This window comes from Pseudomonas ulcerans, from assembly GCF_036324125.1.
Lineage (GTDB): Bacteria > Pseudomonadota > Gammaproteobacteria > Pseudomonadales > Pseudomonadaceae > Aquipseudomonas > Aquipseudomonas ulcerans.
The window spans coordinates 62,956-81,771 of sequence record NZ_JAZDQN010000023.1 but is presented as its reverse complement, the minus strand read 5'-3'; the positions used below and the strand labels follow the sequence as shown (position 1 = coordinate 81,771).

Here is an 18,816-nt window from a genome sequence, read left to right as displayed (position 1 = left end):
GATGAGACCCTCGACAACACCTCATATCCAATGCCGAGCCCCCAATGAGACTCTCCCGCTTTTTCATCGATGCCCCGCTGAGCCTTGGCGAGCACGATCTGCCTGAAGCCCAGGCCCACTACATTGGCCGTGTCCTGCGCATGAGCGCCGGGGACGCCGTGCAACTGTTCGACGGCAGCGGCGAGGAATTCCTTGGCGAACTGCTCGACGTCGGCAAGAAGAGCGTGCGCGTGCGCCTCGCCCAGGCCCTCCCCGGCCAGGCCGAGTCCCCGCTGCACATCCACCTCGGCCAGGGCCTGTCCCGTGGTGAACGCATGGACTGGGCGATCCAGAAAGCCACCGAGCTGGGGGTCAATGTCATCACCCCTATCGTCAGCGAACGCTGCGAAGTGCGCCTCAAGGACGAACGCGCCGACAAGCGCCTGGCCCACTGGCGCCAGGTGGCGATCAGCGCCTGCGAGCAATGCGGTCGTTCCAGCGTGCCGCGCATTGAAGCGCCGGTGACGTTGACTGAATGGCTGGCGGCCCGCGACGAGGCCCTGAAACTGGTACTGCACCCGGTGGCCGAGCCGCTGGTCAGCCACGAGCGCCCGGCCAGCCTGGCCTTCCTGATCGGCCCCGAAGGTGGGCTGTCGGATGCCGAAGTGGAGCAGGCCAAGGCCAGCGGCTTCCATTCCGCGCGCCTCGGCCCGCGGGTCCTGCGCACGGAAACCGCGCCGGTGGTAGCACTGGCCGTGGCCCAACAGCTGTGGGGCGACTTCTAGTTCGACGGCAACAGCTTTTCCAGCGCCACCAGGTCCGGCACCCGGGCGACCTGCTCGCCCACCTGCACCGCCGCCAGCTCCAGCGCGCCGAGCGGGACATCGACGTAGTTGAGCTGGCTGTCCAGCTTGCAGGAACGCGGAATACCCTGCACCAGCAGGGCGAAGAAGCTGCGCGAGGTACCGCCGAGGGCATTGAGCACGACGATCCGCGCCCGCTCGCCGACCTGGGTCTGGCCACCGCAGGCCGCCTCGAAACTCAGCAGCGGCAGGCGCAGGCCGCGCCAGTCGATCCAGCCCAGCAGCCAGGCGGGCTGGTCGGGCGCCGGCGCACAGTGCTGGTAACCGATCAGCTCGGCCACCGCCACGTTGGGCAGCACCAGGCTGCGGTCGCTCAGCGGCAGCAACAGCCCGGTGAGGCTGCTGCGCCGTCCGCTGCGGGTAACTTGCTCAAGCATGGGAATGACTCCAGCGGGCGATGCTCTGCAGCAGCACCGATTCCTGGTACGGCTTGCCCAGGTAGTCGTTGACGCCGATGGCCATGGCCCGGTCGCGGTGCTTCTGGCCGGTACGCGAGGTGATCATGATGATCGGCAGGTTGTGCAGTTGCGGGTCCTGGCGCACCTGGGTGGCCACCTCGAAGCCGTCCATCCGCGGCATCTCGATATCCAGCAGCAGCACGTCGGGACGGTGCTCGGCCAGCACGGCCATGGCGTCGACCCCGTCCTTCGCCGTCAGCACGTGCATGCCGTGACGCTCCAGCAGGCGCCCGGTGACCTTGCGCACCGTCACCGAGTCGTCCACCACCAGCACCAGCAACGGCCGGGCCGGCCCGCTACCGGTCAGCAGCGGCGTCTCCCGCTGCGGCCGACCCGCCTGCTGCGCCAGGCGCAAATGCAGGCCGCGCAGTTGGGTCAGCACGTCGAGGATCAGCACCACCCGGCCATCGCCAAGCAAGGTCGCCCCGGCCAACCCCTGCACCGCAGCGAACTGCGGGCCGAGGCTCTTGACCACGATCTCGCGGCTGGCCGACAGGCTGTCCACCTGCACCGCGAACTGCTGGTCATGGGCATGCACCAGCAGCACCGGCAACGGCAGGCTCTGCCCCAGCAGGCGCGGCTGGCGCTCGCCTTGCAGCAGCTCGCCGAGGTAGCGCAGTTCATAACCGCGCCCGGCATATTCGTAGCGCGGCGGATCGAGGCGGTAACAGGCCTCCAGTTCCGCCGGCGGCACCCGCACCACGCCGTCGATGGCGTTGAGCGGCACGGCGTACTGTTCCTCGCCGCAATGCACCATCAGCGCGCGGTTGACCGACACGGTGAACGGCAGGCGGATCAGGAAGCGCGCGCCCTTGCCCGCCACCGAGCTGATGACCATCGAGCCACCGAGCTGCTTGACCTCTTCATGGACCACGTCCATACCCAGGCCGCGCCCGGAGATCTGGGTGATCTTCTCGGCGGTGGAGAAGCCCGGCTGGAGGATGAACTGCATCACCTCGTGGTCGCTGAGTTCGCTGCGCGGATCGAGCAGGCCGCGCTTGATCGCCTTCTTGCGCACCGCCTCCAGCGGTACCCCGGCGCCGTCGTCGAACATCTCGATGACGATATCGGCGCCCTCGTGGAGCAGGTTCAGGGCAATCATGCCCTGCTCCGGCTTGCCCGCCGCCAGGCGCGCCTCGCGGCTTTCCAGGCCGTGGTCGACGGCGTTGCGCAGCATGTGTTCCAGCGGCGCGACCATGCGTTCGAGGACGCTGCGGTCCATCTCGCCCTCGGCGTTGCCCACCACCAGCTCGACCTGCTTGCCCAGCTCGCTGGCGGTCTGTCGCACCACCCGCTGCAAACGCGGCACCAGGCGCTCGAAGGGCACCATGCGCGTGCGCATCAGGCCTTCCTGCAGCTCGCTGTTGACCCGCGCCTGCTGCGACAACAGGCTCTGCGCCATCTGGTTGCGCGCGCCGAGCGTCTCCTTCAGGTCGAGCAGGTCCGAGGCCGACTCCGAGAGCGCCCGGGACAGTTGCTGGAGCTGCGAGTGACGGTCCATCTCCAGCGGATCGAAGTCCTCGTAGGCATCGCCGTCGATCTGCAGGCGCCCGAGCAGGCTGCCCTGGGTCTCGGTGTCGAGGCGCCGCAACTGGTCACGCATGCGCTCCAGGGTGGTTTCCATCTCGTTGAGGGCGACCTGGGCGTCGTTGATCTGCTGTTCCAGGCGCCCGCGCAGGATCGAGGTCTCGGCGGCCTGGTTGCCGAGGTCGTCGAGCAGCTCGGCGTTGACCTTGACCATGTCCAGCGCCGCCCGCTCCGGGGTCGGTGCCGGGGCCTCGGCGGGCACGCTGTCGCTGCCCGGCGCGGCGGCAGCGCTGTCGCTGAGGGCGGCACTGCTGAAGTTGCGGATGTAGTCGATCAGCGCCGTGGCCGCGTGCAGCGGCTGCTGCAGGCGCACCGCATCGAGCATGTGAGCGAGGCGGTCATGGCAGTTCTGCAACAGGCTGAACAGCGCCGGACTCGGTTGCAGCTGGCCGGCGGCGAGGTGTTCGTAGAGGAATTCCAGTTCGTGGGCGAGGTCGCCGATCGGCGCGATTTCCACCATGCGCGCGCCGCCCTTGAGGGTGTGCAGGTCGCGCAGCAGGTTCTCCACCTCGACGCCGTTGCGCGGCTCGGCCTGCCAGCGGGTCAGCGCGGCCGCCGCGCTTTCGACGATATCCACGCCTTCTTCGAGGAAGATTTCCAGCAGCTCCTTGTCGCCCTCCTGCTCCGGCTGCTCGGCCTTGGCCACGGTGCTCGCCGGCTGGGCGTGATGGCGGAACTCGCGCAGGGCGGCGAGGCTTTCCACCACCGAGTCCAGGGCATGGCCTTGGCTCAGTTGCGCCAGCATCCGCGCCAGCAGGGTGTGGCTGCCGCGCAACAGGCTGGCCAGCTCCAGCGACGGGCTGAAGCGCCGGTCCACCAGGCCTTCGTAAAGCAGCTCCAGTTCATGGGCGAGCACGTCCAGCGCGCCGATGCCGGCCATCCGCGCGCCGCCCTTGAGGGTGTGCAGGTCGCGCTGCAGCGAGGACAGCACCGAGGCGTTCTCCGGCTCGTCGATCCAGCGCCTGAGGGCCTGGTCGGCGCTGTCCAGCACGTCGATGGCCTCTTCGAGGAAGAGCGCCACCAGTTCATGATCGCTTTCCTGGTCGGCCAGCTCGCGGGTGACCGCATCCAGCGCGACCACGCTCGACGTGCCATCGCCGTGTTGTCGCACCAGGCCCATGGCGGCGGGGTCCAGGCCCTGCTCCAGCAGCTCGCGCAGGCCGTGCAGGCGCTCCGGGCAAGGTTCCACTTCCTGGCCGGCGGCAATCTGGTCGAGCATGTTGATCAAGGCTTCGTGGGCCTGCTGGGCTTCGTCGAAGAAGCGCGCATCGGCCACCAGGCTGCTTTCTTCCACGGCGCCGTAGAGATCCAGCAGGGCTTCGCACAGCTCGTCGACCTGCCACAGGTTGGCCAGGTGGGCACTCTGGCCCAGCGTTGTCAGTTCGTCCAGCAGCGAGTTGAGCTCGTGGCGCTCGCCGGGGTGCTCCTGCCAGCGCAGCAGCAGGGACTCGGCATCCAGCAGGATGTCCATGCCCTGTTCGAGGAAACTGGCGATCAGTTGCGGGTCGCGCTTGATGCGCAGGCTCTGGTCCGGCGAGTCGAGCAGCGCCCGGAGGCGCGCGTCGACCACCTGGTCGACCTGCTCGACAAGGATTTCCGCCCCCTTGATCGGTGCCAGCGGCGTCGTGCCGAGCTGGTCCAGGCCACGGCGCAACAGCGGCTCGGCCATTTGCAGGAGGTAGATTTCATCGAGGTCTAAGCCTACCTGGTGGGCCTTGAACTCGCGGGCCAGCAGGTCCAGGGCGGTGGCCAGCTCGGCGATCGGAGTGACCCCGGCCATCGCCGCGCTGCCCTTGAGGGTGTGCAGGGCCCGTTGCAGGTCGTCGCTGACCGGTGCCGGCAGGTGCATCTCGGCGCCTTCGAGGAAAGCGTCGAGGCTGGCCAGGTGGGTCTGCGCCTCGTTGCGGAAGACCTCCAGCAGTTGCGGGTCGAGGGCCTCGGCGCCCTCCCCGTCGCCCGCGCCATCGTTCATCGCCAGGGCATGCAGGTGGCTGGCCAGGTGCTCGACATGGGCATGGGCATGCACCTCGCCGCTGGCGAACTCGGCGACCAGCGGTGGCATCAGGGTCATGGCCTGGCCGATCGCCTTGAGCACATCGTCGCGACTGCCGACGCGGCCTTCGAGCATGCGGTTGAGCAGGTGCTCACCGGCCCAGGCCAGCTCGGCCAACACCAGGGCACGGACCATGCGCCCGCTGCCCTTGAGCGTATGGAATCCACGGCGCAGCTCGATCAGCGCCTCGCGTGGATGCCCCTCGCCACGCCAGCGGCGCCAGTGTTCATCCAGTTGGCCGAGGACTTCCTCGGCTTCTTCGAGGAACACCTCGCGCAGTTCGTCGTCCACCGGCTCCGGCGCCGCGATGGCCAGCGGCGCCAGTTGCACCGGCCGCGCCAGCACCGGGAAGCCCAGCGCCGCCAGGGCCCGGCGTGCGCGGGCGAGCAATCCTTCGACCTCGGCGTGCAGATCGATGCTCAGGGCTTGCAGGTAGCAGTCGAGGCTGCCGATGACATCGGCCAGGTGCTCCAGCTCAACGCTGCCGGGCAGGGATTCGGCCTGCAGCACATGGGCTTGCAGGTAATCGGTGCAGCGCTGCACCACGGCGGCAGGTTGCGGCAGCATGAGCATAGCCAGTGCGCCACGGATCTGCCCGAGCAGGTCCGGCAGCGGTTGCAGGCGCTGGCGCTCCCAGCCGGCTTCGAGGCAGTCGGCGATCAGGTCGCGGGCCTGCAGCAGCACGCCATGGGCTTCATCCAGCACCAGCTGACGGATCTCGCTGATGTCGGTGCCGGCCGGCGGGCTCTGGTTGGCGGACTCCATGGAGCCGACCATGCCGCCGAGGGTCGCCTCGGCGTATTGCAGGGCCCCGGATACGTCCAGCAAAAGCGGCAGTTCCGTGGCACGCTGACCGCTGACCATGCCTTGCAGGGTCGCCACCTGGTCGAGGATCACCCGGCGCGGCTGGTTGAAGCCGAGCACGGCCAGGGTATCGGCGATCTGCCGCAGCGGCGCGAGCAGCGGCTCCAGTTCCCGGGCCTGTTGCGGCTCGCCACGGACGAACTGGTCGATGCGCTCCTTGATCCGCAGCAGGTCTTCGCTGATCGCCGCCACCACCGAGCGCATGGCATCCCGGCCGGGCATGTCGGACAGGCGACCGTGCAGCGCATCCAGGGACAGTTCGAAGCTTTCCCCGGCGCCACCCAGCGCACTCTCCCCCAGTGCCTCGACGCCGCGGGCGGCGCGCAACTGGTTGAGCAGCGGCAATGCCAGCAGCGGCAGGTCGCGGCGGGCACCCCGCAGGCGTTCCAGATACAGCGGCAACTGGGCCAGCGCGCGGAACAAGGCGCCCTGGGCTTCGCTACGGGCGGCGACCCGGCCCCCGCCCAAGGCCCGGGCCAGCAGCTCCATTTCCTCGGCCAGCAACGCCGCGCCCTTGAATTCCAGGAGCAGCAGACAGCCGCGCACCTGGTGCAGCGGCTCGATGCCGTTGTCCAGGTTTTCGCTTTCCCCCGCGACGAACTGCTCCAGCGCTTGGCGCGCCTGCGCGAGACTCTCGTCGATCGCCTCCCTGACCCACGCCAGGGCGACGAAATCTTGCCGGTCAGCCATGTCTGCTTCCAACACATAACTCATTGAATTTTCGCGGCCCCCGTGGAAGCGGGTTCACCGCGGATCAGCCGGCAGGGTGAAGCCCGACACCGAACGGCGCATCTCGCTGGCCATCCGCGCCAGGTCGCCGATGCTTTCGGCGGTGGCGGTGGAGCCGGACGAGGTCTGCGAGGTGATCTGCTGGATGATCGCCATGGTGTGGGAAATCTGCCCGGCCGACGACGTCTGCAACTGCGCCGCGTCGGAAATGCTCAGGATCAGGTCGGCCAGGGTCTGCGACACGCCCTCGATCTCTTCCAGGGCCACCCCGGCGTCCTGGGCCAGACGCGCGCCGCGCACCACTTCGGCAGTGGTCTGCTCCATGGATATCACCGCCTCGTTGGTGTCGGCCTGGATCGCCCGCACCAGCGCCTCGATCTGCCGCGTGGCCGAAGACGAACGCTCGGCCAGGCGCTGCACCTCGTCCGCCACCACGGCGAAACCACGCCCGGCCTCACCGGCCATGGACGCCTGGATCGCCGCGTTGAGGGCCAGAATGTTGGTCTGGTCGGCAATGTCGTCGATCAGGCCGACGATATCGCCAATCTCCTGGGAAGACTCGCCCAGGCGCTTGATCCGCTTGGCCGTGTCCTGGATCTGCTCGCGGATGTTGTCCATGCCACGAATGGTGTTGTGCACCACCTCGTTGCCCTTGTTGGCGATGGCTACCGAGCGCTCGGCCACCTTGGCCGACTCGTAGGCGTGCCCGGACACCCGGTCGATGGACTCGGCCATGTCGCCCACCGCCATCGACGCATCGGCGATCTGCTGGGCCTGGTGCTCGGAGGCCTTGGCCAGCTGGTGCGCGGTGGTCTGCGTGTCTTCCACGGCAGTGGCGACTTCCTCGGCGCTGAGGTTGATGGTCGCCACCAGGTCGCGCAACTGGTCGATGGAGTAGTTGATGGAGTCGGCGATGGCCCCGGTGAAGTCCTCGGTGACCGAGGCGGTGACGGTCAGGTCACCGTCGGCCAGGTCCTCGATCTCGTCGAGCAGGCGCATGATCGCCTGCTGGTTGCGTTCGTTCTTTTCCGCGGTCTCGCTGAGCTGGCGATGGGTCTCGCGGACCATCACCAGGCCGATAAGGATGATCGAGGCCAGCGCCAGCAGGCCCAGCACGTAGCCGCCGACCGTATCCAGGGTACGTCCGCTGGCCAGGTTCTCGAAGCCGTTGGCCAGGCGCGAGGCTTCGTCGAGCAGGGTTTGCGACAGGCTGAAGATGTTGCCGGCGGCCTCGCGCACGCGGAACAGCTCCGGCGAGGTCTCGAGGATTTCGTCCACGGAGCCGGCGACGAACTGGAACAGTTCGGCGATTTCGCCGAGGCGGGCGCGGGCGTCCGGGTCCTGGACGCGGGTGATCTGCAAGGCCGGGTTGCCGCCAAGCATGCCTTCCAGGACCTGGCCGAAACGGCTGGCATCGCGACCAAAGGCATCGGCGGCCTGCACCGAGCTGTCGTCGCCGGCCAGCACCGTGTTGACCGAGCCGAGGATACGCTCGGCGAGCAGCGCCTGGCGCTGGGCCATGGCCACCTGGCTGGCGGGCGCGCCGCTCTGCAGGAGGATTTCCACCACCTTCTCGTACTCGACCTGAAGTTGCGGCACGGTCTCGGCCAGGGTCGCGGCGACCTGGTGCAGGGACAGCACGGTCTGTTCGCTGGCGAGGATCACGTCGGTGTTCTTGCGCAAGGTTTCCCAGTCGCGCTGCACCGCGTCCATTTCGCCGCGCACCGCCACCGGCGCCGATGGCAGGCCGGTGCTGCGGTCGCCCTTCTTCAGGTAGCCCCAGCGCTGCTCGAAATCGTTGCGCGCCTCGCTCAGCAGGCGGAACGCCACGGTCTTTCCGGAGGCCGCCTCGGTGGCGTTCTTGGCGATGCGCTGGGACAGCACGCGCAGTTCGCCGGCGTGGCCAATGTACTGCTTGTCGTGGTTGGCCTGGGTATTGAGGTAGGCGAAGTTGGCGAACAGCAGGATGATCGACAGGATCAGCACGACGAACAGCGCGGCGATCTGCGCGCTGCTGCGGGAAGTCTTGACGGCACTGGCGAACTTGGGCTGGGTCACGGGTCTGGCGTTCCTTTACAGCGCGACATCGAGAAAGCCCGGGGCCTGGGCCAGGGCGAAGGGGCTGAAGATTCCCCAACAGTGTTCCCGCTGGAAATGCCCCTGGATAAACGGCGCGGCGCTGCCGAGCAGGGGCGACGGCGGTGCCAGCTCCAGGCCGTCGAGGGCGAAGTGCTGCAAACCGAGCACTTCGTCCACCAGCAGGCCAGTGAGCAGTTCGTCATGATCGACCACCAGCACCCGCCGTTGCTTGCGGCTGGTGCCCGCTTCCAGGCCGAGGAAACCACCAAGGTCGGTGACCGGCAGCAACTGGCCGCGCAGGTTGGTGACCCCGGCGACCCACGGCTTGACCCCGGGAATCCGGCTCAGGCGCGGCGCAGTGAGGACTTCGGCGACCTCGCCCATGGGCGCGACGAAACAGTGCTCGCCCAGGCGAAAGCCGATGCCGCTCCAGGTTTGCAGGCGGGTTTCCTGCAGTGGCAGGTCCGCGGCCAGCAGGCGGCAGCGCCGGTCGATGTCCAGCAGCAGCTCGAAGGCCGTCAGCGACTCGCCCATGGCCCCGCGGGTCAAGCGGTGAGGACGTCGTTGAGGACGCGGATCAGGTCGTCTTCGTCCACCGGCTTGACCAGGTAGCTCTTGGCACCCTGGCGAGTGCCCCAGACCTTGTCGGTTTCCTGGTCCTTGGTGGTGACGATGACGACCGGGATATCCTTGGTCGCCGGGTCCTTGCTCAGCTGGCGGGTGGCCTGGAAGCCGTTCATGCCGGGCATGACGATGTCCATCAGCACCGCATCGGGCTTTTCCTGGGCGGCCAGGGCCACGCCGTCGGCGCCATTGACCGCCTTGAGCACCTGGTGCCCGTGTTTTTCCAGCATGCCGCTGAGCTTGTACATTTCGGTCGGCGAGTCGTCGACGATGAGAATTCGGGCCATCTTGTTCCCCATGAAAGGCAAGATGCCGGCGCGCAGGCGCTGGCGTCAGGGTGCGTGTTGTTCTTCGGCGGTGAAACCCGGCACGTGGGCACGGATCGCTTCCAGCAGTTCTTCCTTGCTGAACGGCTTGGTGAGGAACTGGTCGGAACCGACGATACGCCCGCGGGCCTTGTCGAACAGGCCGTCGCGGGACGAAAGCATGATCACCGGGGTGTCCTTGAAGGCGCTGTTGTGCTTGACCAGCGCGCAGGTCTGGTAACCGTCCAGGCGTGGCATCAGCACGTCGACGAAGATGATGCCGGGGCGGTGGTCGACGATCTTGGCCAAGGCATCGAAACCGTCGATGGCGGTGATGACCTCGCACCCCGCTTCGCTCAGGAGCATCTCGGCGGTGCGGCGAATCGTCTTGGAATCGTCGATCACCATCACTTTCAATGCCGCGTCGGGCTGAACCATATTCGCTCTACCAATAACTGTCGGATAGCGCCATGCCGGCCACCTGCCACGCATTTTTAGCACACTCAGGGGGTGCATTCCATCGAGCCACGCCGGCTGCGTTTTTCCCTTGACCGCCAGCGTCGCGAGCGCCACCCTGAGCCACTTTTCATTCGAACCACCGCGGCCCCGCGCCGCCGAGAGGATTTACCCCCATGAGCGTTCGCCTCGGCATTGTCATGGACCCCATCGCGTCCATCTCCTACAAGAAGGACAGCTCGCTGGCCATGCTGCTGGCCGCCCAGGAACGCGGCTGGGAGCTGTTCTACCTGGAACAGAAGGACCTTTACCTGGGTGCCGGCCAGGCCCGCGGGCGGATGCGTGCGCTGAAAGTCTTCGCCAACCCGGAAAAATGGTTCGAGCTGGACGCCGAGCAGGACAGCCCGCTGGCCGAGCTGGACGTGATCCTGATGCGCAAGGACCCGCCCTTCGACCTGGAATTCGTCTACAGCACCTACCTGCTGGAGCAGGCCGAAGCCGAGGGCGTGCTGGTGGTCAACCGCCCACAGAGCCTGCGCGACTGCAACGAGAAGCTGTTCGCCACGCGCTTCCCGCAGTGCATGGCACCGACCCTGGTCAGCCGCCGCGCCGATATCCTGCGTGAATTCGCCGCGACGCACGGCGACGTCATCCTCAAGCCGCTGGACGGCATGGGCGGTGCCTCGGTATTCCGCCACCGCCCGGGCGATCCCAACCTGTCGGTGATCCTCGAAACCCTGACCCAGCACGGCCAGCAGCAGATCATGGCGCAGGCCTTCCTGCCGGAGATCAAGGATGGCGACAAGCGCATCCTGATGATCGACGGCGAGCCGGTGCCGTACTGCCTGGCGCGCATCCCGGCCAGCGGCGAGACCCGGGGCAACCTGGCCGCCGGTGGCCGCGGCGAAGCCCGTCCGCTGACCGACCGCGACCGCTGGATCGCCGCCCAGGTCGGCCCGAGCCTGCGTGAGAAGGGCCTGCTGTTCGTCGGCCTCGACGTGATCGGCGACTACCTCACCGAAATCAATGTCACCAGCCCGACCTGCATCCGCGAAATCGATGCCGCCTACAACACCGACATCGGCGGGCAACTGATGGATGCCATCGATCGCCAGTTGAAGGCACGCTGACCGACGACAAGAGGAAAACCTGCGGAGTGGGTTATCATGCCGGTCCATTTTGACCTGGCAGCCCGCTTCGCCGGCTTCGACAGATGACCCTTCCCGCCGATATCCCTGCCGACTTCGCTCCGCCCCGCGTCCGCGCGGCGGACCGCCTGGGCTTTACCCTGTTCGTGGCGGCGCTGTTGCACCTGGCGCTGATCCTCGGGGTGAGCTTCAGCATTACCAAGCCGGAAGAGATCCGCCGCACCATGGACATCACCCTGGCGATGTTCAAGAGCGAGGTGAAGCCCAAGCAGGCCGACTTCCTCGCCCAGGAGAACCAGCAGGGCAGCGGCACCCTGGACAAGGCGGAAGTACCGAAGACCACCGAGGTGGCGCCGTTCCAGGACAGCAAGGTGAACGAGGTCACGCCGCCACCCGCCTCGCGCAAGGAAGAAGTGCCGCCTCCGCCGGCCAAGGCTGCCGTCACCACCGTCGCACCCAAGCCGCAGAAAGTGCAGCCTGCGCCCAAGGAAGCCAAGCCCAAGGAAGCACCGAAGGCGCCAGCCCCGGACTTCGACAGCTCGCAGCTGTCCGACCAGATCGCCAGCCTCGAAGCCGAACTGGCCAACGAGCAACAACTGTACGCCAAGCGCCCGCGCATCCACCGCCTCAGCGCCGCCTCGACCATGCGCGACAAGGGCGCCTGGTACAAGGACGAGTGGCGCAAGAAGGTCGAGCGCATCGGCAACCTCAACTACCCCGACGAAGCCCGTCGCCAGCAGATCTACGGCAGCCTGCGACTGATGGTCTCGATCAACCGCGATGGCTCGCTCTATGAAGTGCTGGTGCTGGAGTCGTCCGGCCAGCCGCTGCTGGACCAGGCAGCGCAGCGCATCGTGCGCCTGGCCGCGCCTTTCGCGCCGTTCACCGGCGACCTGTCGGATATCGACCGCCTGGAAATCATCCGCACCTGGCGCTTTGCCCGGGGCGACCGCCTGTCCAGCAATTAACGACAGCGCAGCTTGTCAGCCCGGCGCCTCGCCGCCACACTACCGGGTATGAAAAATTTCAGCCCGAGTTACCTCAAGCATCAGTTCCTGATCGCCATGCCGCACATGGCGGATCCGAACTTTGCCCAGACCCTGACCTACATCGTCGAGCACAACGCCAACGGTGCCATGGGCCTGGTGATCAACCGTCCGCAGGAGCTGAACCTGGCCGACATCCTCGAACAACTGCGCCCCGAGGAAGAACCGTCGCCCTCCAGCCTGAACGTGCCGATCTATGTCGGCGGGCCGGTACAGACCGACCGCGGTTTCGTGCTGCACACCAACGAGAAGTCCTACCAGGCGACCATCCAGCTGGATGACCTGGCGCTGTCCACCTCCCAGGACGTGCTGTTCGCCATCGCCAACGGCAGCGGCCCGCGCCAGAGCCTGATCACCCTCGGCTATGCCGGTTGGGAGGCGGGGCAACTGGAGGCCGAACTGGCCGACAACGCCTGGCTGAACTGCCCGTTCGACCCCGAGATCCTCTTCGGCATGGCCACCGAGCTGCGCCTCGATGCCGCCGCCGCGCGCCTGGGCATCAACCTGCACCTGCTCACCAGCCAGGCGGGGCACGCCTGATGGCCGAGCTTCGACTGCTGCTGGGCTTCGACTACGGCAGCAAGCAGATCGGCGTCGCCGTCGGCCAGGTCATCACCGGCCAGGCCCGCGAGCTGTGCACGCTGAAGGCGCAGAACGGCGTGCCGGACTGGGCCCAGGTGGAAAAGCTGATCAAGGAGTGGAAGCCCGATGCCCTGGTGGTCGGCCTGCCCCTGAACATGGACGGCACCCCGAGTGAAATGAGTGACCGCGCCGAGAAGTTCGCCCGGCGCCTGAACGGCCGCTTCAACCTGCCGGTACATACCCACGACGAACGCCTGACCACCTTCGAGGCCAAGGGCGAGCGCATGGCCCGTGGCGGCCAGCGTGGCAGTTACCGCGACAACCCGGTCGATGCCATCGCCGCCGCCCTGCTCCTGCAAGGCTGGCTGGAGGCCAATACCGCGTCGTAATCCCCGATTCATTGGTTTCAAGTCGGGCCAGCCCACTGCCCCGGCCTTTTGAGGAGCAAGCATGAGCCTACCCAATCCCGCCGACCTGATCCGGCAGATGGCCGTCGATCTTCGCGCCCATCTGAGCCGCCGCAACATCGCCGAACCGCGTTTCATCGGTATCCGTACCGGTGGTGTCTGGGTAGCCCAGGCGCTGCTGGACGAACTGGGCAACGACAGCGCCCTCGGCACGCTCGACGTGTCCTTCTACCGCGACGACTTCAGCCAGAACGGCCTGCACCCGCAGGTCCGTCCGTCGGAGCTGCCGTTCGAGATCGAAGGCCAGCACCTGGTGCTGGTGGACGACGTGCTGATGAGCGGCCGGACCATCCGCGCCGCCCTCAACGAGCTGTTCGACTATGGCCGTCCGGCCAGCGTGACCCTGGTCTGCCTGCTCGACCTCGATGCCGGCGAGTTGCCGATCCGTCCGAACGTGGTTGGCGCGACCCTGTCCCTGGCCCCCCATGAACGGGTAAAATTGCTCGGCCCCGCGCCGCTCGCCCTAGAGCGCCAGGACCTCGCCTCCGCTTCCGCCCTTTAAGAGTCCCCCGCGATGACGCCAATCGACGCCAAGCGCCCGCTGCAGCTCAACGATCAGGGCCAGCTGCGCCATTTCCTCTCGCTCGACGGCCTGCCCCGCGAGCTGCTCACCGAAATCCTCGACACCGCCGACTCGTTCCTCGAAGTCGGCGCCCGGGCGGTGAAGAAAGTCCCGTTGCTGCGCGGCAAGACCGTGTGCAACGTGTTCTTCGAGAACTCCACCCGCACCCGCACCACCTTCGAACTGGCCGCCCAGCGCCTGTCGGCGGACGTGATCACCCTCAATGTGTCGACCTCCTCGACCAGCAAGGGCGAGACCCTGTTCGACACCCTGCGCAACCTCGAAGCCATGGCTGCCGACATGTTCGTGGTGCGCCACGCCGACTCCGGCGCCGCGCACTTCATCGCCGAGCACGTCTGCCCGGAGGTGGCGATCATCAACGGCGGCGATGGCCGCCACGCCCACCCGACCCAGGGCATGCTCGACATGCTGACCATTCGTCGCCACAAGGGCGGCTTCGAGAATCTCTCGGTGGCCATCGTCGGCGACATCCTGCACTCGCGGGTAGCGCGCTCGAACATGCTGGCACTGAAAGCCCTCGGTTGCCCGGACATCCGCGTGATCGGCCCGAAAACCCTGCTGCCGGTAGGTATCGAGCAGTACGGGGTGAAGGTCTACACCGACCTGGCCCAAGGCCTGAAGGACGTCGACGTGGTAATCATGCTGCGCCTGCAGCGCGAGCGCATGGCCGGCGGCCTGCTGCCCAGCGAGGGTGAGTTCTACCGCCTGTTCGGCCTGACCACCGCGCGCCTGGCCGGGGCCAAGCCGGATGCCATCGTGATGCACCCGGGACCGATCAACCGTGGCGTGGAAATCGAGTCGGCGGTGGCCGACGGCGCCCACTCGGTGATCCTCAACCAGGTCACCTACGGTATCGCCGTGCGCATGGCGGTACTGTCCATGGCCATGAGCGGGCAGAACGCCCAACGTCAATTCGAGCAGGAGAACGCCCAGTGACCCTCAGCATCCTCGGCGCCCGGGTCATCGACCCCAACAGCGGCCTGGACCAGGTCACCGACCTGCACGTCGACAGCGGCAAGATCGTCGCCCTCGGCGCCGCCCCCGCCGGCTTCACCGCGGTCCGCAGCATCGACGGCGCCGGCCTGGTGGTCGCGCCGGGCCTGGTCGACCTCAGTGTCTCCCTGCGCGAGCCGGGCTACAGCCGCAAGGGCACCATCGCCAGCGAGACCCGCGCCGCCGCCGCCGGTGGCGTGACCAGCCTGTGCTGCCCGCCACGCACCAAACCGGTGCTGGACACCCCGGCAGTCGCCGAACTGATCCTCGACCGCGCCCGCGAAGCCGGCCATGCCAAGGTGTTCCCGATCGGTGCCCTGAGCAAGGGCCTGGAAGGCGAGCAACTGGCCGAACTGGTAGCCCTGCGCGACACCGGCTGCGTGGCCTTCGGCAACGGCCTGGAAAGCTTCCGCAACACCCGGACCCTGGCCCGGGCGCTGGAATACGCGGCCACCTTCGACCTGACCGTGGTGTTCCACTCCCAGGACCGTGACCTGGCCGCTGGCGGCCTGGCCCACGAAGGCGCCATGGCCAGCTTCCTCGGCCTGCCGGGCATTCCGGAAACCGCGGAAACCGTGGCCCTGGCCCGCGACCTGCTGCTGGTGGAACAGACCGGCGTGCGTGCGCATTTCAGCCAGCTGACCAGCGCCCGTGGCGCGCAGCTGATCGCCCAGGCCCAGGCCCGCGGCCTGCCGGTGACCGCCGACGTGGCCCTGTACCAGCTGATCCTCACCGACGAAGCGCTGGTGGACTTCTCCAGCCTGTACCACGTGCAACCGCCGCTGCGTACCCGCGCCGACCGCGACGGTCTGCGCGAAGCGGTGAAATCCGGCGTGATCCAGGCGATTTCCAGCCATCACCAGCCCCACGAGCGGGACGCCAAGCTGGCCCCATTCGGTGCCACCGAGCCGGGCATCAGCAGTGTCGAATTGTTGCTGCCGCTGGCTCTGACCCTGGTGGAAGACGGCCTGCTCGACCTGCCGACCCTGCTCCAGCGCCTGTCTGCAGGCCCTGCCGCGGCGCTGCGCCTGCCGGCGGGCGAACTGAAGGTAGGCGCCGCAGCCGACCTGGTGCTGTTCGATCCGAAGGCGTCCACCGTGGCGGGCGAGCAATGGCGTTCGAAGGGCGACAACTGCCCGTTCATCGGCCACTGCCTGCCGGGCGCCGTGCGCTATACCGTGGTGGATGGGCATATCAGCCACGAGGGCTGATTCCAGGCCTGTACTTCTCCCCCTGTAGGAGCGGGTTTACCCGCGATGGCGATGGTGGATTCACTAGCGCAATCGCGGGTGAACCCGCTCCTACAGGGTACGCGTCGCTCTCTCGGGCCTCAGACCAAGGTCGCACCGCCCATCCCCCAAGGTTGAAATATTTCCCCCCACCCCCATATGAGTCTGCACAGGCATTTTCGCCCCGCTGCGTGGAGACTCTCCCTTGACCACCATCGTTTCTGTTCGTCGCCACGGCAAAGTCGTCATGGGCGGCGACGGCCAGGTTTCCCTCGGCAACACCGTGATGAAAGGCAACGCCAAGAAAGTGCGTCGCCTGTACCACGGCCAGGTCATCGCCGGTTTCGCCGGTGCCACCGCCGACGCCTTCACCCTCTTCGAACGATTCGAAGGCCAGCTGGAAAAACACCAGGGCCACCTGATCCGTGCCGCCGTCGAACTGGCCAAGGAATGGCGTACCGACCGTTCCCTGAGCCGCCTGGAAGCCATGCTGGCAGTCGCCAACAAGGACGCCTCGCTGATCATCACCGGCAACGGTGACGTGGTCGAGCCGGAAGACGGCCTGATCGCCATGGGCTCCGGCGGCGCCTACGCCCAGGCCGCGGCCCGTGCACTGCTGCAGAAGACCGAGCTGTCGGCCCGGGAAATCGCCGAGACCGCCCTGAACATCGCCGGTGACATCTGCGTGTTCACCAACCACAACCTGACCATCGAGGAGCAGGACCTGGCCGAGTGATTCAGCTGTTCTGGCGCCCGGATACATCGCCGGGCTTTTCCACGCTGAATCCACCGCCACGGGACCACCACATACCATGTCCATGACCCCCCGCGAGATCGTCCACGAACTCAACCGCCACATCATCGGCCAGGACGACGCCAAGCGTGCCGTCGCCATCGCCCTGCGCAACCGCTGGCGGCGCATGCAGCTCCCCGCCGAGCTGCGTGCCGAAGTGACGCCGAAGAACATCCTGATGATCGGCCCTACCGGCGTGGGCAAGACCGAGATCGCCCGGCGCCTGGCCAAGCTGGCCAACGCACCGTTCATCAAGGTCGAAGCGACCAAGTTCACCGAGGTCGGCTATGTCGGCCGTGACGTCGAGTCGATCATCCGCGACCTCGCCGATGCCGCGATCAAGATGCTCCGCGAGCAGGAGATGGTCCGCGTGCGCCACCGCGCCGAGGACGCCGCCGAGGACCGCATCCTCGACGCCCTGCTGCCACCCGCCCGCGCCGGCTTCAACGAAGACCCGGCGCCGACCCAGGACTCCAACACCCGCCAGCTGTTCCGCAAGCGCCTGCGCGAAGGCCAGCTGGACGACAAGGAAATCGAGATCGAAGTGGCCGAAGCCATGGGCGTCGACATTTCCGCGCCGCCGGGCATGGAAGAAATGACCAGCCAGCTGCAGAACCTGTTCGCCAACATGGGCAAGGGCAAGCGCAAGAGCCGCAAGCTCAAGGTCAAGGAAGCGCTCAAGCTGGTGCGTGACGAGGAAGCCGGGCGCCTGGTCAACGAGGAAGAACTCAAGGCCAAGGCCCTGGAAGCGGTCGAGCAGCACGGCATCGTGTTCATCGACGAGATCGACAAGGTGGCCAAGCGTGGCAACGTCGGCGGCGCCGATGTCTCCCGCGAAGGCGTGCAGCGCGACCTGCTGCCGCTGATCGAAGGCTGCACCGTCAACACCAAGCTGGGCATGGTCAAGACCGACCACATCCTGTTCATCGCCTCCGGCGCGTTCCACCTGAGCAAGCCGAGCGACCTGGTGCCGGAGCTGCAAGGCCGCCTGCCGATCCGCGTCGAGCTCAAGGCCCTGAGCCCGGAAGACTTCGAGCGCATCCTGAGCGAGCCGCACGCATCGCTGACCCTGCAATACAGCGAGCTGCTGAAGACCGAAGGCCTGAACATCGAGTTCGTCCCGGAAGGCATCAAGCGCCTGGCCGAGATCGCCTGGCAGGTCAACGAGAAGACCGAGAACATCGGTGCCCGTCGCCTGCACACCCTGTTGGAGCGCCTGCTCGAAGAGGTGTCGTTCAGCGCCGGCGACCTGGCCAGCGCCCACAGCGAAGCGCCGATCCGCATCGACGCCGAGTATGTGAACAGCCACCTCGGTGAACTGGCACAGAACGAAGACCTGTCGCGCTACATCCTGTAAGCGCCACGCATCAGGCGGTAAGCTGCACGCAGCCTACCGCCTGTACCAGGAAGCCCGCCATGTCCCGCCTGCCCACCGCCATCAACCTGCACAAAGCCTCGAAGACCCTGCGCCTCACCTACGGTCCCGACGAGGTCTACACCCTCCCCGCCGAATTCCTCCGCGTCCATTCGCCGTCCGCCGAAGTGCAGGGCCACGGCAATCCGATCCTGCAGTTTGGCAAGATCGACGTAGGCCTGGACAAGATCGAACCGGCCGGCCAGTACGCACTGAAACTGAGCTTCGACGACGGCCACGACAGCGGCCTGTTCACCTGGGAATACCTCGAGCAACTCTGCCTGCGCCAGGACGAACTGTGGGCCGAATACCTCAAGGATCTCGCCGCCGCCGGCAAGTCCCGCGACCCGTCCGAGTCGGTCATCAAGCTGATGCTCTAGTCCGGCACTCTCCTGTTTTAGAGCGCATTTTCTAACTCGATCTGCTTGAATGCCTGCGGCACCGGCCAGCATCTGGCCGGCTTGCGCATTGATGGAAAGTCGGGTAACCAATGGATCTGGCAGGTTCTCTGCATCCTTCCAACGGAAGATGGAGAACGGGCCGGTTGGTCGAGAACGCGAGCGA

Annotated in this window: 17 protein-coding genes; 11 read left to right on the top strand and 6 right to left on the bottom strand. The window is 67.0% G+C overall.

The features are described from left to right. The first annotated feature begins 44 nt into the window (after positions 1-44). Positions 45-764 carry a 16S rRNA (uracil(1498)-N(3))-methyltransferase gene (locus V0R59_RS19835; protein ID WP_330076076.1) on the top strand — a complete coding sequence of 240 codons (720 nt, stop codon included), beginning with the start codon at positions 45-47 and terminating at the stop codon, positions 762-764. Here the strand turns inward: V0R59_RS19835 and V0R59_RS19830 are convergent. Genes V0R59_RS19830 through pilG form a run of 6 tightly spaced genes read right to left on the bottom strand, consistent with a single transcriptional unit; the run spans position 761 to position 9,979 of the window. Continuing rightward, a complete protein-coding gene (locus V0R59_RS19830; protein WP_330076075.1) occupies positions 761-1,219 on the bottom strand; it encodes a chemotaxis protein CheW in 459 nt (152 codons plus the stop codon). The genes V0R59_RS19835 and V0R59_RS19830 overlap by 4 nt on opposite strands. Continuing rightward, positions 1,212-6,494, bottom strand: a complete 5,283-nt coding sequence (locus tag V0R59_RS19825; RefSeq protein WP_330076074.1) for a hybrid sensor histidine kinase/response regulator — start codon at positions 6,492-6,494, stop codon at positions 1,212-1,214. Before V0R59_RS19825 ends, V0R59_RS19830 begins: the two co-directional genes overlap by 8 nt. A 54-nt stretch (positions 6,495-6,548) precedes the next feature. Further along, the gene (locus V0R59_RS19820) at positions 6,549-8,591 is read right to left on the bottom strand and encodes a methyl-accepting chemotaxis protein (protein WP_330076073.1); all 2,043 of its coding nucleotides are present in this window, start codon (positions 8,589-8,591) and stop codon (positions 6,549-6,551) included. A 15-nt stretch (positions 8,592-8,606) separates the two neighbouring features. Continuing rightward, positions 8,607-9,146 carry a chemotaxis protein CheW gene (locus tag V0R59_RS19815; protein ID WP_330076093.1) on the bottom strand — a complete coding sequence of 180 codons (540 nt, stop codon included), beginning with the start codon at positions 9,144-9,146 and terminating at the stop codon, positions 8,607-8,609. An 11-nt stretch (positions 9,147-9,157) separates the two neighbouring features. After that, the gene (pilH, locus tag V0R59_RS19810) at positions 9,158-9,523 is read right to left on the bottom strand and encodes a twitching motility response regulator PilH (RefSeq protein ID WP_330076072.1); all 366 of its coding nucleotides are present in this window, start codon (positions 9,521-9,523) and stop codon (positions 9,158-9,160) included. Positions 9,524-9,568: 45 nt separating this feature from the next. After that, a complete protein-coding gene (pilG, locus tag V0R59_RS19805) occupies positions 9,569-9,979 on the bottom strand; it encodes a twitching motility response regulator PilG (protein ID WP_330076071.1) in 411 nt (136 codons plus the stop codon). Positions 9,980-10,173: 194 nt separating this feature from the next. On the opposite strand from pilG, the gene gshB reads away from it, so the two are divergent. The 10 genes from gshB to V0R59_RS19755 all read left to right on the top strand — a co-directional run bounded on the left by gshB (position 10,174) and on the right by V0R59_RS19755 (position 18,632). Then, complete coding sequence (gene gshB, locus V0R59_RS19800) at positions 10,174-11,127, top strand: glutathione synthase (RefSeq protein WP_330076070.1); 954 nt, start codon at positions 10,174-10,176, stop codon at positions 11,125-11,127. An 83-nt stretch (positions 11,128-11,210) separates the two neighbouring features. Beyond that, positions 11,211-12,113: an energy transducer TonB gene (locus tag V0R59_RS19795; protein ID WP_330076069.1), complete on the top strand. Its 903-nt coding sequence runs from the start codon at positions 11,211-11,213 to the stop codon at positions 12,111-12,113. A 48-nt stretch (positions 12,114-12,161) separates the two neighbouring features. Then, positions 12,162-12,731 (top strand): YqgE/AlgH family protein, encoded by a 570-nt coding sequence (locus V0R59_RS19790; RefSeq protein WP_330076068.1) that lies wholly within the window; start codon positions 12,162-12,164, stop codon positions 12,729-12,731. Then, the gene (ruvX, locus tag V0R59_RS19785) at positions 12,731-13,162 is read left to right on the top strand and encodes a Holliday junction resolvase RuvX (protein ID WP_330076067.1); all 432 of its coding nucleotides are present in this window, start codon (positions 12,731-12,733) and stop codon (positions 13,160-13,162) included. The genes V0R59_RS19790 and ruvX overlap by 1 nt, the downstream gene beginning before the upstream one ends. 61 nt (positions 13,163-13,223) lie before the next feature. Further along, the gene (gene pyrR / locus V0R59_RS19780) at positions 13,224-13,742 is read left to right on the top strand and encodes a bifunctional pyr operon transcriptional regulator/uracil phosphoribosyltransferase PyrR (protein ID WP_330076066.1); all 519 of its coding nucleotides are present in this window, start codon (positions 13,224-13,226) and stop codon (positions 13,740-13,742) included. Between the two features lie 12 nt (positions 13,743-13,754). Continuing rightward, complete coding sequence (locus tag V0R59_RS19775; protein ID WP_064302600.1) at positions 13,755-14,759, top strand: aspartate carbamoyltransferase catalytic subunit; 1,005 nt, start codon at positions 13,755-13,757, stop codon at positions 14,757-14,759. Beyond that, positions 14,756-16,027 (top strand): dihydroorotase, encoded by a 1,272-nt coding sequence (locus V0R59_RS19770; protein WP_330076065.1) that lies wholly within the window; start codon positions 14,756-14,758, stop codon positions 16,025-16,027. Before V0R59_RS19775 ends, V0R59_RS19770 begins: the two co-directional genes overlap by 4 nt. Positions 16,028-16,250: 223 nt before the next feature. Further along, positions 16,251-16,781, top strand: coding sequence for an ATP-dependent protease subunit HslV (gene hslV, locus V0R59_RS19765; RefSeq protein WP_330076064.1), 531 nt, complete (start codon positions 16,251-16,253; stop codon positions 16,779-16,781). A gap of 76 nt (positions 16,782-16,857) precedes the next feature. Then, positions 16,858-18,195, top strand: a complete 1,338-nt coding sequence (gene hslU / locus V0R59_RS19760; protein ID WP_330076063.1) for an ATP-dependent protease ATPase subunit HslU — start codon at positions 16,858-16,860, stop codon at positions 18,193-18,195. Positions 18,196-18,254: 59 nt separating this feature from the next. Further along, positions 18,255-18,632, top strand: a complete 378-nt coding sequence (locus V0R59_RS19755; protein ID WP_330076062.1) for a DUF971 domain-containing protein — start codon at positions 18,255-18,257, stop codon at positions 18,630-18,632. Positions 18,633-18,816 lie beyond the last annotated feature (184 nt).

Excerpts from the sequence above, each read along its gene's own strand:
- pilG (WP_330076071.1), bottom strand. The coding sequence starts at position 9,979 with ATGGTTCAGCCCGACGCGGCATTGAAAGTGATGGTGATCGACGATTCC.
- pyrR (WP_330076066.1), top strand. The coding sequence starts at position 13,224 with ATGAGCCTACCCAATCCCGCCGACCTGATCCGGCAGATGGCCGTCGAT.
- V0R59_RS19825 (WP_330076074.1), bottom strand. The coding sequence starts at position 6,494 with ATGGCTGACCGGCAAGATTTCGTCGCCCTGGCGTGGGTCAGGGAGGCG.
- V0R59_RS19755 (WP_330076062.1), top strand. The coding sequence starts at position 18,255 with ATGTCCCGCCTGCCCACCGCCATCAACCTGCACAAAGCCTCGAAGACC.
- hslU (WP_330076063.1), top strand. The coding sequence starts at position 16,858 with ATGTCCATGACCCCCCGCGAGATCGTCCACGAACTCAACCGCCACATC.
- V0R59_RS19815 (WP_330076093.1), bottom strand. The coding sequence starts at position 9,146 with ATGGGCGAGTCGCTGACGGCCTTCGAGCTGCTGCTGGACATCGACCGG.
- gshB (WP_330076070.1), top strand. The coding sequence starts at position 10,174 with ATGAGCGTTCGCCTCGGCATTGTCATGGACCCCATCGCGTCCATCTCC.
- V0R59_RS19795 (WP_330076069.1), top strand. The coding sequence starts at position 11,211 with ATGACCCTTCCCGCCGATATCCCTGCCGACTTCGCTCCGCCCCGCGTC.
- V0R59_RS19835 (WP_330076076.1), top strand. The coding sequence starts at position 45 with ATGAGACTCTCCCGCTTTTTCATCGATGCCCCGCTGAGCCTTGGCGAG.
- pilH (WP_330076072.1), bottom strand. The coding sequence starts at position 9,523 with ATGGCCCGAATTCTCATCGTCGACGACTCGCCGACCGAAATGTACAAG.
- ruvX (WP_330076067.1), top strand. The coding sequence starts at position 12,731 with ATGGCCGAGCTTCGACTGCTGCTGGGCTTCGACTACGGCAGCAAGCAG.
- V0R59_RS19830 (WP_330076075.1), bottom strand. The coding sequence starts at position 1,219 with ATGCTTGAGCAAGTTACCCGCAGCGGACGGCGCAGCAGCCTCACCGGG.
- V0R59_RS19790 (WP_330076068.1), top strand. The coding sequence starts at position 12,162 with ATGAAAAATTTCAGCCCGAGTTACCTCAAGCATCAGTTCCTGATCGCC.
- V0R59_RS19775 (WP_064302600.1), top strand. The coding sequence starts at position 13,755 with ATGACGCCAATCGACGCCAAGCGCCCGCTGCAGCTCAACGATCAGGGC.